The following is an 11992-nucleotide window of genomic DNA, read 5'->3' as shown; positions in this document are numbered from 1 at the left end:
GACATGATTTCATCTGAGAATGAGCGGGCTGACGCAGCGAAAGAATGGACGATGTATATTACAGTCTCTTGCCTTTTCATCCTGATCGTCTCTGTGATTTGTTTTTTCGCTCCGGCCTACCGCTTGCAGGATCTTTTGTTTCGAATGTTTGATGCTGTCATCATCTGTGTGCTGGCGGTCAATGGCCTTTATTTTCTGCCAAAAAATAAAGGCGTCGCTTACGTATCGTTTTTACTCGGTTTCATCAACATGGGACTGCTCATTGTTTTGATGATCCGCTAGGGTTTGGCGGATCAAAGGGCAGGCGGCGGCAGCCAGAGACCTTCCCCCTGAAGCGCCGCCTTACCCCGTATTTTAGTCAGCTGCGGAAAACAATGATTTTACCGGACGAATGTACTACCCGGTGTGTATGCTCCAAAAATTGCTTTTCCTTCAGCATTCCTCTTCCTTTCTCTTTCGCTTCTTCATCATCTGCCGCTTCAAATCGCTCATTTAAAAGCGTTTCTCCACTAGTATCGAAAACGGTTACATAATAATTTTCCATTTCTCTTCCCCTTTCTCAAAATATGATCTATTTGTTTAAAATTATATAAAAATCAAAAAAATCCTTTTTAAAATGGTATGACTAACGTATGATTGTAAATTGGAAGGAGGAGTTATAATGCTCAAAATCGATCACGTCACGAAAAAGTTCGGTTCATTCACAGCTGTAAACGATCTGACGCTGGAGATTCCAGACAAGCAAATGTTCGGTCTGCTCGGCGCCAACGGAGCAGGGAAAACGACGACATTCCGAATGATACTCGGCCTTTTGAATGCGACAGAGGGTACTGTCACATGGAAAGGACAGCCGATTAACTACGGTGTCACAAACAGCATCGGCTATTTGCCTGAAGAGCGCGGACTGTACCCGAAGCTGAAGGTGAAAGATCAGCTCGTGTACCTCGGCCGCCTGAAAGGCATGACAAAACAAACTGCGCTCAAGGAAATGGAGAAGTGGCTCGAACGGTTTCATATTACGGAATACGCCGACAAAAAAGTTGAGGAGCTATCCAAAGGGAACCAGCAAAAAATCCAGTTCATCACGGCCGTGCTGCACAAGCCGGAGCTTTTGATTCTTGACGAGCCGTTCAGCGGGCTCGATCCGGTGAATGTCGAGCTTTTAAAAGATGCGGTCATTTCTTTGAAAGACGACGGCACCTCGATTGTTTTTTCAAGTCACAGGATGGAGCATGTCGAAGAGCTGTGCGAACACGTCTGCATTTTGCAGCGCGGGACGCCTGTCGTTCAAGGGAAATTAAAAGAAATCAAACGTTCTTTTGGCAGAAAGAATGTCACGATTCACGCAGACGGCGACTTGAGCTTCTTGAAAGAGGCGGACGGCATCGTCAAATGGCGGGATCATTCCGAAGGAGTCCGCCTGCAGGTCGAAAATGAGGAAGTCTCTCAAGAGCTGTTTACAATGCTTCAAGGACGCGGGTTTATCAGAAAGTTTGAACTTGAAGAGCCTTCTTTGCATGATATTTTCGTCGAAAAGGTAGGTGCCCGTTATGAATAAGTTTTGGATTGTTCTTTTTCATACATATCTCAGCAAGCTGAAAACGAAGTCGTTCATCATTTCAACGGCCATCACGCTTGCGCTTGTCGTGCTCGTCACAAATCTGGGATCGATTATTTCCATGTTTGATGACGGCGGAGAGGGTGATAAAATCGCTGTCATTGACCGCTCAAATCAGCTGTACGACACGTTTGCCCAGCAAGTGAAAGCACTCGACAATAATGAAGCTTTGGAAGTCGAAAAAGCGGATAAGCCGGAAAAAGAGCTTGAAAAAGACGTCAGAGACGAAAAGCTCGAAGGCATTTTAATCCTGGACAGAGATAAAAAAGGCGTGCTGAAGGGAACGTATAAAGCGCTCGAAATCGCTGATTCCACAGCTGTCTCCACGATTGAACAGGCGCTCTCACAAGCAAAGATCGCCGTTGGAACGGCTGAATTGAACGTACCGCAGGAAAAGCTGAGTGAACTGTTTACACCGGTAAAAATCAACAGTGTCGCCTTGAAAGAAGGCGCGAAAACCGAGGAAGAGCTTCAAAAGGCGACAGGGCTTGTATATGTTGTGCTGTTTGTCATCTATTTTTCGGTTTTGACGTACGCGTCAATGATCGCGACAGAAGTTGCGACGGAAAAGTCTTCCCGCGTGATGGAAATTTTAATTTCCAGCGTGCCGCCTGTCCAGCAAATGTTCGCCAAACTGTTCGGCGTCGCTCTGTTGGGATTGACACAGATTGCCGCGCTGTTTCTTGTCGGCTATCTTTCTCTTCAGTCCAGCCAGGAAAAGGGAGGGGATGCAGCCGATATGATTAAAGGATTTCTTGACATTTCCGGAGTACCTACTGCAACGCTTGTGTACGCGGCCATTTTCTTGATGCTCGGCTACTTCCTCTACGCAACTCTTGCGGCATTTCTCGGAAGCGTCGTCAGCCGGATTGAAGATGTTCAGCAGATGATTTCGCCGATGATTCTGCTGGTCGTCGCCGGATTCGTAATTGCCATGGTCGGGCTAAGCACACCAGATTCAACGTTCATTACCGTTACTTCATTCATTCCGTTCTTTGCGCCGATGATCATGTTCCTCAGAGTCGGCGTGCTTGATATTCCGTTTTGGGAAGCGGCTCTCGGCATCGGCATCACCGCTCTTACCATTGTGATTCTCGCCGTCATCGGGGCGAGGGTGTATAAAGGTGGCGTGCTCATGTACACGAGCGGCGGCGGATTGAAAAATATCAAACAGGCACTTCGTCTGTCAAAAGATCAATAATAAAAGAGAAAAGCAGCTTGAAAGAAAAGCTGCTTTTTGCATGCAAAGAGTAGAACGTGCATTCGCTTTCAACCCGTGATAGAATGGGAGCAGAATGTTTTAAGAAAAGGAGCAGAAGATTGACAAACATCACTTTCATTCATGCGGCCGATCTGCACCTGGACAGTCCGTTTCACGGCATCAGCCGGCTACCTGAAGAGGTTTACCGGCGGATCAAAAACAGCACATTTAAAAGCGCTGAAAATGTGTTTAAGCTTGCGATTGATGAACAGGCCGACTTCATTTTGCTTGCCGGCGACCTTTTCGACGAAGCAAACCGCAGTTTAAAAGCACAGATGTTTTTGAGAAAGCAATTCTTAAAGCTTAAAGAGAACAACATTCAAGTCTATGTGATTTTTGGCAATCACGATCATCTGGGCGGCGATTGGACACCGATTGAATGGCCGGACAACGTTCACATCTTTTCATCGGAAGACATTGAAGAAAAATCATTTTACAAGGCCGGCCGGCTTGCCGCAACCATCTACGGCTACAGCTATCCCGAGCGCGCTGTTTTTGCCAATAAGGCAGCTGAAATCAAAAGAACGACCGACGCACCTCTGCATATCGGGATGATACATGGGACGCTTTCCGGGGAGAGCGTCCATGACCCGTACTGTCCTTTTTCCCTTCAAGATTTAAAAAAAGGCCAGATGGATTACTGGGCGCTTGGCCATATACATAAAAGACAGGTCATTTCAGCCGCCGATCCGGCTGTGATTTATCCGGGAAATACGCAATCCCGGCACATGAAGGAAACGGGTGAGAAAGGTTGCTATCTCGTCAATGTTTGCGGCGGAGAACTGTCCTTCGAATTTAAAGCCGTATCGGATGTCCTGTGGGAAACGGCCTGCATCGAAATCTCCGGGACAAAGCAGATGACAGAGCTGATCAGCCTGATGCAGGATGCCTTTCAATCCTTCAGAAACAGAGGCAAGCCCGCATGCGTTAAGATGGTATTGACAGGAGAAACACCCTCTTATTTGGCGGAAGGACAGGCCGGCATTGCGGACGAGATCCTTGACATCTTCCATGAAGAAGAGCGGGAGGAAGACGCGTTCATCTGGCTTACCGCAATCGAAGATCAAACCGATGCCGCCTTGTCGGGAATCGAACGGGACGCTTTTTTCCAGGAGCTTTTGCAAGAAATGCATGAATTTCAGGATTTCAGCCTGATTCTTGACGATTTGGAGCGGCATCCGGTCTTTAGAAGGCACGGAGAGCGGTTTAATGAGGAAGACTTCCGGGACATTCGCGCACAGGCGGAAAAACTGCTGCTTCATGAACTGAAGACATTGAAAAGATAAGGGAGGATGCAGGATGAATATACATGCGATACATATATATGGATACGGTAAATTTGCCAATCAGACGTTTCGCCTGTCTCCTTCAAATCTGCATTTGATCTATGGGCTCAATGAAGCCGGGAAAACGACGCTCATGTCGTTTATTGAAAGCGTGCTGTTCGGTTTTCCGAAGACGAAACGGTACGAGCCGAAAACGGGCGTCATTTACGGGGGGATGCTTGAAGTCGGACACCCTGATTTAGGTCAGATCCGAATCGAACGGACGGCCGGAAAGCCTGAGCGGGTCACCGTTTATCTGGAAGACGGCAGCATGAAGCCGGAAGCTTTTTTAAATGAGCTGCTGTCAGGCGTCGACAGGCAGCTGTATAAAGCGATCTACTCATTTGACGTGTTCGGCCTTCAGGAAATTCATAAATTCAACCGCGACAAAATCGGCCGTTTTCTGCTGTTTTCGAGTCTGTTCGGCTCTGATGCGATTTCCAAGATGGATGCCGGCCTCGTGAAAAAACAGGAAGAGCTGTTTAAACCGAACGGACGGAAGCCTGAGCTGAATCAAGAGCTCGATCGGTTAAAAAGGCTTTCCGAAGATTTGAAAAAGGCGAAGGCGCGGGAAGGCGACTATCACCGTCTCTTAAACGAAAAAAAAGGCGCTGAGGCGTCGATAAAGGAAAGCGGTCAACTGCTGAAAGATCTTGAGCACCTCGTCTCACAAATCGAGCAGGCGATTGAGATTCTGCCGGCGGCCGCGGAAAAGCGCCAGCTGGAAGAGCAGCTCGCATCTTTCGGCGGCTCAGGAGAAAGCCGTTTCCCCGAAGGCGGACTTTTTGAGCTCGAAAAGCTCGAATCCCACCTGCATCCAAAAGCGGCTCAGCTGGAGGCGCTGGAAGAAAAAAAGCGCGGTTTGGAACAGCGCGCCGCCGCTTTTGCACCGGTTGAAGCCTTCTTCGAGCACGAAGCCGAAGCGGAAGAGCTTTTAACAGCATATCCGTTTTACCAGTCGTATACCGAAAAAATCGCGTCTTTGACTGAACAGCTTCACCAGATAAACGGACAGGTTCAAGCGGGGCTTGAGCGCCTGCAAATTGAGGAATACGATATCCTCAATGCAAACACCACGTATGAATACGAATGGAAGTTGCAGGAAACCGTCCAGGCATACATCGAGTTTCGCGAACTGAAGCGGTCGCTCGACGAGCGGTTTGAGCAGGCGAGGGCTGATTTGGAGGAAGCTGAACAGGCCCATGCCGCTCTCAGCAATGAAGTGATGCCGGATGATGTCCGCAAGCAAAAGGAAGAAACCCTTAGCCGCCTTGCGTCCGCCGGCGGTCATGCCGGAAGGCGGGAAGAGCTGATCCTTCAGCTTTCCTATCTGAAGAAAGAACAAAAAGTTCGGATGAAAAGAAGAAAGGCAGCTTGTGCGGCAGCGCTTTGTGCTGCTTGTGCGGCAGCTTGTGCGGCGCTCTTTTTCAAGGAGTGGTTTCCGGGCGCTTTGCTCGTGCCGATCTTGCTCATAGTTGCCGCTTTTGTTCTAAAAAAGCCTGAGCCTTCCGCGGCAGCGGCTTTTATTCAAAAACAGCTGGACGACATTGACCGCAGCGGTTCAAAAAGCGGAGTGAGTGACAACGCTTTAAGGGAAGAGCTGTGGAAGGACGACCAAACCCGGCAGCTTCTCATCGCAAAACAAGCTGAACTCAGACAGAAAGAAGCGGAATATGAAAGAGCGATTCAGAAGTTCGAAGAGTGGGAAAAGGATATCCGTCCGTATCAGGAGAAGACCGAACGCTATTTGAAAGAGCTGAACCTGCCAATCGACCCGTCATTTTTAGCTGATGCGTACGCTTTGATCAAGGAACTCCGAGAGGAAATGTTGAAAAAGCGGGATATCGAGAAGGAACTGAGCCGCCTTCAGGCCAAAAAAGCATCCTTTGAAGCGGGCTTGAGAAAGCTTGTCTCATCCCTCAGCCTCACGGGAGGAAGCGTCCAAGAGCAGGTGTTTCAGCTGAAAAGCACGCTTGAGTCCCAAAAAGAAAAACTTCGGCAAAAACAGGAAGCAGACGTGTCTTTAAAGCATACAGCCGAACAAATCAAAGAGCTGACAAAAGAGACGGAATACTTCCAATCCCAAATTGCCGAACTCTTTCAAAAAGCAGGGGCGGACGGACGTGAGATGTTTATCAGACTGGCGAAGCGCGACCAAACCAAAAAAGAATTAACGGCAAGGCTCGGGCAGCTCAAAAGAGAGCTCGGCAGGCAGGACGAGAAGGCCGTCATGCTCGCATCAGGCCACTCTCTTGCAGAACTGAAAGGAAAGCTGGCCGAGGCGCAGGAAAAAAGAGCCCGCACAGAAAAACAGCTGGCAGAAGAAAGGCAAAAGGCGGCTAATCTTCATGCAGAGCTGGTCAGACTTGAGGAATCGGGAGCGGTATCCGAGCTCGCCTATCAGACCGGGATGCAAAAAGAGCGTGTCGCCGAACTGGCCACAAAGTGGGCCGCAGTCAAGCTGATCCGGCAGGCGGTCAAAAACAAGATAGATGAACATAAAAAGGTTCGGCTTCCGAAGTTATTACAGATGGCTGAAACATTACTGAACCCATTGACTGCTGGACAATACGAAAAAATTTATTTTTCTGAAACAGATGATTCCATGATGGTCATGCGGAAAGACGGAGCCGTTTTTTACGCCCACGAACTGTCTCAGGCGACTTGTGAACAGCTCTATTTAGCGATCCGATTCGCTCTGGCCCTCTCCCATCAAAAGGAAGTCAAATTGCCGTTCCAGCTGGATGACAGCTTTGTCCACTTCGACCACGAGAGGTTTAAACAAGTGCTGAACATTTTAAAAAAGCTTTCAGGCGAAGATCAGCAAATCTTGTATTTTACGTGTCATGAACATGTAAGAGAAGCTTTTCGCGACGAAGATGTAATTCTGCTTCCTTCCGCTATGGAAAATGTGGAAGTGAAGGGTATAACTAACAAATAAAAGTGTGTGCTATAATGATTTTATGTAGGAAAACGGAGGGAGCTTTATCATGGCAAAAGGTATCATGCTGCACGAAGTTGGCGAGCAGGTGGATTTGTATTTGCTTATTAAATCGTCAACGAAAGGAATCGCAAGCAACGGGAAACCATTTTTAACGCTGATGCTGCAGGATCAGTCCGGAGATATAGAAGCAAAGCTGTGGGACGCCAAGCAGCAGGACGAAGTGACCTACGGCCCGCAGACGATCGTGAAAGTGGTCGGCGACATTCATCATTACCGCGGGCGGAACCAGCTGAAGCTGAGAAACATCAGACCTGCGGGCGAGAATGAAAATGTCAAAATCGATGACTTTCTTGAGACTGCACCGATTCCCAAAAACGAAATGATGGATGCGGTCACTCAATATATTTTTGAAATGAAAAACCCGAGTATTCAGCGAATCACGAGGCACCTCGTCAAAAAATACGGCAAGGAATTCATTGATTATCCGGCTGCGACAAAAAATCACCACGAGTTCGTGTCAGGCCTCGCATATCATGTTGTCTCCATGCTGAACCTGGCCAAATCGGTCGCAGACCTGTATCCGTCGCTCGATCGCGACCTTTTGTATGCAGGCGTTATTCTGCATGACCTTGGAAAAGTAAAAGAACTATCCGGCCCGGTGTCCACGACATATACTGTCGAAGGGAACCTGCTGGGGCACATTTCGATTATGGTGACAGAAATTGCAAAAGCCGCTGAAGAGCTTCAAATTGATTCAGAAGAAGTGCTGATTCTTCAGCATTTGATTTTAAGCCATCACGGTAAACCCGAATGGGGCAGTCCGAAGCCGCCGATGGTCAAGGAAGCGGAAATTCTTCACTATATCGACAACCTTGACGCGAAGATCAATATGATGGACAGAGCGCTCGAACGGGTCAAGCCTGGAGAATATACCGAACGCGTCTTTGCATTGGATAACCGTTCCTTTTACAAGCCCGTTTTTCACAAATAAGCGTCATAACTTGTCTCCCTTTTGCATAATGTCTGATATACAGTTTATTCAAAAAAGGGGGAAAAGCCGTGCTGCTGTTTCCGTGGTGGGTGTACCTTTGCATCGTTGGCATTATTTTCAGCGCCTATAAGCTGATGACGACGGCAAAGGAAGAGGAAAAGATCGATCAGGCTTTTATCGAAAAAGAAGGCCGCATTTATATCGAACGGATGGAAAAAGAAAAAGCAAAGCGCACGAAGCGTTCATTGGATGAAGATCAAGAACAGCATGAAAAATCGGCTGACAGCCATTCCATCGCATAAAAAAAGCTGTCCGGCCCCGCGAGGGGAGGACAGCTTTTTTGGCGTCAGCTGCTGCTGCTTGTCTGAGCTTGGCGCTGGTCGACTTGTTTTTTCAACTCTTTGTCTTTTACTTTTAAATCAGCATCTTTGACAAGTTTGTCGATGACAGATTGCAGTTCAGTTTGATCGTTTTGCTTTTGTTCTTGAACCTCTTTTTTGAGCTCTTTTTTCATGTCTTCATATTTGCCGCGCTCTTCGTCTTTTTTAATGATGTGATAGCCGAATTGCGATTTCACAGGTCCGCTGACTTCACCGGTTTTCAAAGCAAATGCCGCTTTGACGAAATCCTTGTCCATGTTATCGTCTTTGCCGACCCAGCCGAGGTCACCGCCTTTTTCGGCTGTTCCGTCAGTTGAATACTCTTTTGCAAGGTCTTCGAATTTTTCACCTTTTTTCAGCTTTTTCTCAACTTCTTCAGCCGTTTTCTTTTCCTTCACAAGAATGTGGCTTAAGTGGATTTTGCCTTTCAGGCCGTCATAATATTCTTTTACGTCATCATCAGTTACTTTTATGTTATCCTTTGCGGCTTTTTGCATCAGAAGTTCGTATTTGATCTGTTCTTTGACGAATTTTTCGCCTTTTTGGTCAATGAGCTGGTTGAGCTGGTCACCCATCGATTTTTTGTACTCGTTCAGCTTTTTGTCGATTTCTTTGTCGGAGACATCGTATTTATCGTCAAGTACTTTTTGCTGAACAAGCATGTTCAGTGCGTCCGCTCCGGCATTGTCTTTTAATGTTTGATAAAGGTCTTCTTTTGTAATATTTCCAGCTTTTGTTTCTGCAACAACCTCAGAATCTCCCCCGCTGCATGCGCTGAGAGCCAGCACGCTTGTCGCTGTAATCGCCGCAATTGCAATCTTCTTCATAAATGCAAACACTCCTAATCATAACAGTTTAAACTTTCCTTTGAATTGTATCATATCATATTCTGACATGCTGTAAAAAGATTTTCAACAGAGGGGCATCCGTCTAGTCAAATTTTCATTCCGCTCATACAAATATATTGATCAAGAAAAGGAGGTCAATAACATGAGCGGAGGATACTCAAGCGGTTTTGCTTTATTGGTCGTGTTGTTCATTTTATTAATCATCGTTGGTGCAGCTTATCTGTACTAAATCTTAGAAAATGAGAAAAGAACCGTCATTTTTTCAGGCGGTTCTTTTCTTTTGGACGATAGCCTAATCGTTTCATGACATTCGTGCATACACTAATGTAACGACTGGGGCAGAGGAGGTGTCATTATGGGCGACGGTTATGCAGGAGGTTTCGCTGGCGGCTTTGCGCTGCTTGTGGTACTGTTCATCTTATTAATTATTATTGGTGCTTCTTGGATATGCTAATCAACAAAAGGATAGCTGCCGGATCAATACGATCGGCAGCTATCCTTTTTTCTTTACACCGTAAAGGAAATCTCAATGAATGATGAGATCAATAAAATTAAGATCAGCACATTAATCATTCTAAATACCTTATCCTGCCGCTCTTCAGGAATCTCTCTGACAAGGCATAAAGAGTTTGTAAGCTTGTTTATGTTGAAGACAGTAAAAACCGCAAACAAGATGAAATAAAAAAGGATGATAGGAGATCCCCCTCTCTGTTTCTGCTCCATACTACATTACCAAATATTTATTAAAAAAGATAGAAAATAGACTGAAAAAAAGGATTTTCCAAGTGCCTAGCAGCTGGATTATTTTTGTATTAAAATATCAAAATCGTCGGCTTCCTGATCGACAAAACAGTTTTTAGGCGCTTTGATCAGTTTCCAGGCAAACAGAAAATCAGGCAGACAATAGCCGAAATGAATGCTTGAAATGATGCAGAAATAATGAGCAAAGCTCGGCATCACTGCCCCCGCGTAAAATAATACAGGCGTGATGACGAAAAAAGGGCAGAGAAGAGAGACAAGCATCGTGTTTTTCGGAATTTCTCTCCATGTTCTCATTTTCAACCAATAAATCTTTTTTTCTATTTTTTTCTTGCTGATCATCGGCAAGATATGAAGAATTTTATGGGCGATTATAGCCGCAACCAAAAGTCCTGCAAACAAAAGGGCATGATCGCCTCTCTGAACAGTTTGCGGATGAATAAGCTGCATCGCTAAATATTCGGGAATAAAAAATAAAATCATTAAACTGACGGCAGTGAGCACGATGCGCATGCCTCCATAATCTTTAACGAGATTGATGGTTTTCCAGCAACTCATAAATGACATCCTTCCGTTTCAACAAACTGTTATATGAAATCCTCAGAATAATTTACTCCTCTGGATGAGAAAAATCAATCCCTTTTCCGAAAAAAATTTCGTCATTTTCCAAAGAATTTAGAAGGGTGTAAAAGGAACAGAAATCTCCCGTGTTGAACTTTCATCAGAAGGGAATATCGGCTAAAATAAGAGAAAGGGAGAGAAGGGACAAATATGAACTCAATGGAGCAACGCCTTGAGCGGCTGGAATATTACATCAAACTGTTATTGAACAATGCGGATATGGAAGGTTATCCGTATTATAAAATATTGATCGAAAAGGGCTTATCAGAGGAAGAAGCAAAGGAAACGGAAAAGCTGTGCGAAGAGCTCTCAAAGGAGCTTGAAGCACAAAAAGCGCAAGGATTTGTGATGTTCGACCATCTCCTCACGCTTTTTGCGGGACAGTTAAATGAAAAACTTGAAGTGCACGAAACGATTTTCGCCCTTCACAGACAAGGTCTATACAAACCGCTGATGAGCGAATTCATCAGCATTATCAGGCAATATGATCTGGCTTAGTTTTTAAGAGGCTCAAGCGGTTTGTCCATCTCTATCGATTCCCCGGCTTCTTTTGCTTCTTGTTTTTTCTTCATTTTGCCCTCTTCGCTCGTAAATTCACTTTCGATGTTTGAAAACGATTTTTCGAAAATTTCCATGAAATCATCGCCGTAAATATGGCGGATGATCGACATCATCTCGACGATTTCTGGAAACTTCCCGTACAGCTGATGAAGGGGCTGAGCGCCTTTTAAGACGGCGTTCCGGGTCGGATCGTAAGACTCGAGGATTTTAAGGAAAACTTCTTCACCTTTCGGAGTCAGCTGAATGTAAGTGTTTCGTTTGTCATTCAATTTTTTGGAAAACTCCAGGTAACCTCTTTCCTCAAGCTTTTTTGAAAAGTTAAACGCTGTGGATACGTGCATGACGCCGAACTTGGCGATTTCTGAAATGGATGCTCCGTTCAGCTGGTAGGCGATCCACAAAATATGATGCTCGTTAATGTTCAGATCATAAGGTTTAATCCACTGCTGCCAATCCTTTTCTATCGACTTCCAAAGCGCCTTGCTAAGCTGTGCCATTCTTTGACTGAATAAAAGGGCTTCTTTCACCGTATAGGGCTCTTCCGCTCGATTCATTCACTTCACCTGCTTCTCTTTATCTTATAATTTCTATTATGCCAATAAAATAAAGATTAATAAAGATGTAAATTTACGAAATTTTTAAAAAATCCAGTTTTACGGTGTGAAATCAGGATTTTACCTAAAA

15 protein-coding genes are annotated in these 11992 nt (G+C 45.6%); 10 read left to right on the top strand and 5 right to left on the bottom strand.

The window, feature by feature from the left end:
- The first annotated feature begins 3 nt into the window (after positions 1-3).
- Positions 4-282 (top strand): hypothetical protein, encoded by a 279-nt coding sequence (locus H2R00_RS09725; RefSeq protein WP_154999624.1) that lies wholly within the window; start codon positions 4-6, stop codon positions 280-282.
- Positions 283-358: 76 nt separating this feature from the next.
- Here the strand turns inward: H2R00_RS09725 and H2R00_RS09720 are convergent, their stop codons facing one another.
- A complete protein-coding gene (locus H2R00_RS09720) occupies positions 359-544 on the bottom strand; it encodes a YhzD family protein (RefSeq protein WP_003180228.1) in 186 nt (61 codons plus the stop codon).
- 117 nt (positions 545-661) lie between these two features.
- Here H2R00_RS09720 and H2R00_RS09715 point away from each other — a divergent pair, with 117 nt between their 5' ends.
- From H2R00_RS09715 to H2R00_RS09690, 6 genes are all read left to right on the top strand, one after another.
- Positions 662-1558 carry an ABC transporter ATP-binding protein gene (locus H2R00_RS09715; RefSeq protein ID WP_154999623.1) on the top strand — a complete coding sequence of 299 codons (897 nt, stop codon included), beginning with the start codon at positions 662-664 and terminating at the stop codon, positions 1556-1558.
- Positions 1551-2819 (top strand): ABC transporter permease, encoded by a 1269-nt coding sequence (locus H2R00_RS09710; protein WP_182070928.1) that lies wholly within the window; start codon positions 1551-1553, stop codon positions 2817-2819. The genes H2R00_RS09715 and H2R00_RS09710 overlap by 8 nt, the downstream gene beginning before the upstream one ends.
- A 119-nt stretch (positions 2820-2938) precedes the next feature.
- A complete protein-coding gene (locus tag H2R00_RS09705; protein ID WP_182070927.1) occupies positions 2939-4165 on the top strand; it encodes a metallophosphoesterase family protein in 1227 nt (408 codons plus the stop codon).
- 13 nt (positions 4166-4178) lie between these two features.
- On the top strand, positions 4179-7145 hold the full coding sequence (locus H2R00_RS09700) for an AAA family ATPase (protein WP_182070926.1): 2967 nt from the start codon (positions 4179-4181) through the stop codon (positions 7143-7145).
- Between the two features lie 49 nt (positions 7146-7194).
- Complete coding sequence (gene yhaM, locus H2R00_RS09695) at positions 7195-8139, top strand: 3'-5' exoribonuclease YhaM (protein WP_043927095.1); 945 nt, start codon at positions 7195-7197, stop codon at positions 8137-8139.
- Positions 8140-8207: 68 nt separating this feature from the next.
- Positions 8208-8441, top strand: coding sequence for a sporulation YhaL family protein (locus H2R00_RS09690; RefSeq protein ID WP_154998591.1), 234 nt, complete (start codon positions 8208-8210; stop codon positions 8439-8441).
- A gap of 44 nt (positions 8442-8485) precedes the next feature.
- Here the strand turns inward: H2R00_RS09690 and H2R00_RS09685 are convergent, their stop codons facing one another.
- Positions 8486-9346 carry a peptidylprolyl isomerase gene (locus H2R00_RS09685; protein WP_154998589.1) on the bottom strand — a complete coding sequence of 287 codons (861 nt, stop codon included), beginning with the start codon at positions 9344-9346 and terminating at the stop codon, positions 8486-8488.
- Between the two features lie 163 nt (positions 9347-9509).
- On the opposite strand from H2R00_RS09685, the gene H2R00_RS09680 reads away from it, so the two are divergent.
- Together H2R00_RS09680 and H2R00_RS09675 are read left to right on the top strand one after the other, a co-directional pair.
- Positions 9510-9596 carry a YjcZ family sporulation protein gene (locus H2R00_RS09680; RefSeq protein ID WP_003180245.1) on the top strand — a complete coding sequence of 29 codons (87 nt, stop codon included), beginning with the start codon at positions 9510-9512 and terminating at the stop codon, positions 9594-9596.
- A 126-nt stretch (positions 9597-9722) separates the two neighbouring features.
- Positions 9723-9821, top strand: coding sequence for a YjcZ family sporulation protein (locus H2R00_RS09675; protein WP_003180247.1), 99 nt, complete (start codon positions 9723-9725; stop codon positions 9819-9821).
- A 53-nt stretch (positions 9822-9874) separates the two neighbouring features.
- Here H2R00_RS09675 and H2R00_RS09670 read toward each other — a convergent pair whose 3' ends face one another.
- Both H2R00_RS09670 and H2R00_RS09665 read right to left on the bottom strand, forming a co-directional pair.
- Positions 9875-10090, bottom strand: a complete 216-nt coding sequence (locus H2R00_RS09670; RefSeq protein WP_003180249.1) for a hypothetical protein — start codon at positions 10088-10090, stop codon at positions 9875-9877.
- 78 nt (positions 10091-10168) lie between these two features.
- Entirely contained in the window at positions 10169-10684 is a 516-nt protein-coding gene (locus tag H2R00_RS09665) for a DUF3267 domain-containing protein (protein ID WP_154998587.1), read from the bottom strand.
- A 213-nt stretch (positions 10685-10897) separates the two neighbouring features.
- Between H2R00_RS09665 and H2R00_RS09660 the strand changes: the two genes are divergently transcribed.
- Positions 10898-11245 carry a YhaI family protein gene (locus tag H2R00_RS09660; protein WP_154998585.1) on the top strand — a complete coding sequence of 116 codons (348 nt, stop codon included), beginning with the start codon at positions 10898-10900 and terminating at the stop codon, positions 11243-11245.
- On the opposite strand, the gene H2R00_RS09655 is transcribed toward H2R00_RS09660, so the two are convergent.
- Positions 11242-11862 carry an HTH-type transcriptional regulator Hpr gene (locus tag H2R00_RS09655; protein ID WP_043927088.1) on the bottom strand — a complete coding sequence of 207 codons (621 nt, stop codon included), beginning with the start codon at positions 11860-11862 and terminating at the stop codon, positions 11242-11244. The two genes, H2R00_RS09660 and H2R00_RS09655, sit on opposite strands and share 4 nt — an antisense overlap.
- Positions 11863-11992 lie beyond the last annotated feature (130 nt).

The sequence above is a fragment of the Bacillus haynesii genome, from assembly GCF_014042035.1.
GTDB classification, from domain to species: Bacteria; Bacillota; Bacilli; order Bacillales; family Bacillaceae; genus Bacillus; species Bacillus haynesii.
Note: the sequence above shows the minus strand (reverse complement) of the source record. Positions and strands in the feature narration are given on the sequence as shown.